3 protein-coding genes are annotated in these 3,184 nt (G+C 72.8%); 2 read left to right on the top strand and 1 reads right to left on the bottom strand.

The features are described 5' to 3' along the window. Window positions 1–579 (bottom strand): hypothetical protein (locus O3Q52_RS51070; protein ID WP_269655238.1); only part of this gene is annotated, 579 nt, incomplete at its 3' end. Window positions 580–727: 148 nt separating this feature from the next. Here O3Q52_RS51070 and O3Q52_RS51065 point away from each other — a divergent pair. Further along, on the top strand, window positions 728–1,846 hold the full coding sequence (locus O3Q52_RS51065) for a DUF4097 family beta strand repeat-containing protein (RefSeq protein WP_269655237.1): 1,119 nt from the start codon (window positions 728–730) through the stop codon (window positions 1,844–1,846). A 1-nt stretch (window position 1,847) separates the two neighbouring features. Then, window positions 1,848–2,942: a PadR family transcriptional regulator gene (locus O3Q52_RS51060; RefSeq protein WP_269655236.1), complete on the top strand. Its 1,095-nt coding sequence runs from the start codon at window positions 1,848–1,850 to the stop codon at window positions 2,940–2,942. Window positions 2,943–3,184: the final 242 nt, after the last annotated feature.

The following is a 3,184-nucleotide window of genomic DNA, read 5'->3' as shown; positions in this document are numbered from 1 at the left end:
GCGGGCCGCCTCGCGGAGGCGCTCGGCGGGTTCGCCCGGGGTGAGCCCGGCGGGGAGGGCGACACCCGCACGCGTGAGGACGGCGAGCAGGCCGCGCAGACGGGCCCGGGCGTCGGCATCCGGGTCGGGTTTCGTGAGGCCGTCGAGGGACTGCAGGTCCAGAACCGGGTCGAGGCCGAGGCGGGCGGCGAGGGCGCGCATGGCCTCGGCCTCACCCACGGGTGTGCCGTTGGCGAGCCACTCGTAGCCGACCGGACGGCGGAAGCCTGCGGCGAGGATGCAGCCGCCGTGGTCGGCGTCCCACCACAGGGCGAGTACGGGCCAGGGGGCGCCGACGGCCAGAGCGGTGGCCCAGCCGGTGAGGACGCGGCCGACCGGTTCGCCGCCGTGCAGCCAGGGCTTCCCCTCGGGAACCAGCACGCTCCACCGCGAGCCTGCCCGGGCGAGCAGCATGCGCTCGCGCAGCAGCCGGGCGACGGGGCCGACGGCCTCGGGTTCGGCGCGGCAGAGCAGCAGGGCACCGGCCGCCCGGTCGGGAGGCGCGGGCGCCTGCGGAATCTCCGGTTCATGGGGCGACATGCGCCCAGATTATTAGTCTTTAGGTCGATTAATGCCCCCTGGATCACCAGAACGAGTGCCTTGACTTCGCGGATCCGCGATATATCGTGTCTATTGGAAGACGCGATATGGCGCGTCGTGTCCCGCCCCGGCCGAGGAGGTCAGCACCATGTCCGAGTGGTCCGTCACAGAGCCCGGCAAGCTCACGTTCGACGACCCGGTGTCGGCCCTCCATGTGCGCATCGCCAATGGAACGGTGAACGTCGTGGGGGTCGACGAGGGTTCCACCAGGCTCGAAGTGTCCTCGATAGAGGGACCACCGCTGGTGGTGACCCATGAGAACGGCACGCTCACGGTCGCCTACGAGGACCTGCCCTGGAAGGGCTTCCTCAAATGGCTCGACCGCAAGGGCTGGCGCCGCAGCGCGGTGGTCTCCCTGGCCGTTCCGGCACGCACGCGCGTCGAGGTCGGAGTGGTCGGCGCCACCGCCGTGATCTCCGGTGTCGACGGGCGCGCGGTGGTGAAGGGCATCTCCGGCGACACGACACTCGTGGGTCTCTCCGGCCCGGTGCGCGCGGACACGGTGTCGGGGAATGTGGAGGTACAGGCCCTCACCGGCGACCTCCGGCTCAACTCCGTCTCCGGCGACCTGACCGTCATCGAGGGCTCCAGCCCCTCCGTGCGGGTCGAGTCGGTCAGCGGTTCCGTGATCGTCGACCTCGACCCGGCGGGGCGGCCCAGCGACATCAGCCTGACCAGCATCTCGGGCGAGATCGCGATCCGCCTGCCGCATCCGGCCGACGCGGAGGTCCAGGTGGACTCGGCGAGCGGCACGGTCTCCAGCGCCTTCGAGGACCTGCGGGTCGGCGGCCAGTGGGGCGCCAAGAAGATCACGGGCAGGCTGGGCGCGGGGAACGGCCGGCTGAAGGCGACCACCGTCTCGGGCTCCATCGCCCTGCTGCGACGCCCACCTTCGGAGGACGAACCATGGGACGAGGGAGTGGATTTCAAGAAGGGGACGGACTTCGGGGAGGATGAGCCGGAGGACGCGGTTCCTGTTGGAGCCGGGTCCGAGCACGGCAAGGGGCACAGCGCGGTGCCCGAGGACACGGTGCCCGGCGGTCACGTCGGTGCCGGACCGGGCGCCCCACCGACGGACGGACCCGCCGAGTCCCCGACCCTCGGCGCGGCCTCCGACGCAGGCCCCGATTCCGGTCCCGACTCCGGCCCCACCGGGCATTCCGACGCCGGCGTCACCGACGACCCGACCCACGAGAAGGGGCTCTGACATGGCTCCCGTCTTTGCCCATGGCCGCCTGCGGCTCTACCTGCTGAAGCTCCTGGACGAGGCACCGCGCCACGGCTACGAGGTGATCCGCCTCCTGGAGGAGCGCTTCCAGGGGCTGTACGCACCGTCGGCCGGCACCGTGTACCCCCGGCTGTCCAAGCTGGAGGCCGAGGGTCTGGTCACGCACACCAGCGAGGGCGGCCGGAAGGTGTACGCGATCACGGACGCGGGCCGGGCCGAGCTGGCCGACCGCAGCGGTGAACTGGCCGATCTGGAGCTGGAGATCCGCGAGTCGGTCGCCGAGCTCGCCGCCGAGATCCGTGCCGATGTGCGCGGCGCGGCGGGTGATCTGCGCCGGGAGATGCGGGCGGCGGCGAGCGAGGCACGGCGGAGTTCCACGGGAGCGGGCGCCAAGGGGGAGCGCGCCGAACACGAGGGTGCCCACGGGGACTTCACGGACTACGGCGACAAGGAGGCGTGGCGTATCGCGAAGGAGGAGATGCGCCGCGTCAAGCAGGAGTGGAAGGAGCAGGCCCGGCGCGCCAAGGACGAGAGCCGGCGGGCCCGCGAGGATGCCCAGCGGGCACGCCACCAGGCCAAGGAGGCGCAGGAGCGGGCGCGGGCGCAGGCCCAGGAGGAGCTCCAGCGCATCGCCAAGCGCGTCCAGGACCAGGTGCAGGACCACTTCACCCGGGGCGACTGGCCGACGGGCATGCGCGAGGGCATCACCGAACTGGCCAAGGAATTCGGCGAGTTCGGAAAGGACTTCGGCTTCGGCCGACCCGGAACAGGAAAGGGGGCGGGGACGGGAGCAGGCGCCGGGACTGGGGCCGGCGCCGGGGCCGGGACAAGGGAGCCCGACTACACGGTCACCCCTGAGGACTTCCCCGCCGAGTACGAACCCTCCTGGGCCCACGAGGACTCCACGGGCGACCCCGCCCGCGATCTCGACCGCCTCCTGGACCGCTTCCGCGACGACATCCGCGACGCGGCCCGCGACCACGGGGTGACGGAGGAGCAACTGCGCGACGCCCGACGCCACTTGTCGACGGCGGCGGCGCACATAGGGGCGGCGCTGAGGACGCCCAGGGGCTGAGCGAGTGGAGGCCGGCCGGGCAGGGACGCCCATCGACTCCAGGGCGCCCCCGCCCCGGCAGGCTCCGGCCGTGGGCCCACTGCCACCGCCACCGGCTCCTACGACGGGCGGGGCCCACCATGGTCGTCGTGCACCGGACCCGCCATGGCCAGTTCGGCACCGGCCGCAGCATGGTCAGCTCGGCGGCGGCCCCACCGCCGCCCACCCCTACGACGGGCCGGGCCGGCCGGGTCGCCCCGGCC

Origin of the sequence: Streptomyces sp. ActVer (assembly GCF_027270795.1) — a bacterium.
Lineage (GTDB): Bacteria > Actinomycetota > Actinomycetes > Streptomycetales > Streptomycetaceae > Streptomyces > Streptomyces umbrinus_A.
The sequence above is the reverse complement of the archived record's forward strand: the minus strand, read 5'-3'. Positions and strand labels throughout refer to the sequence as shown.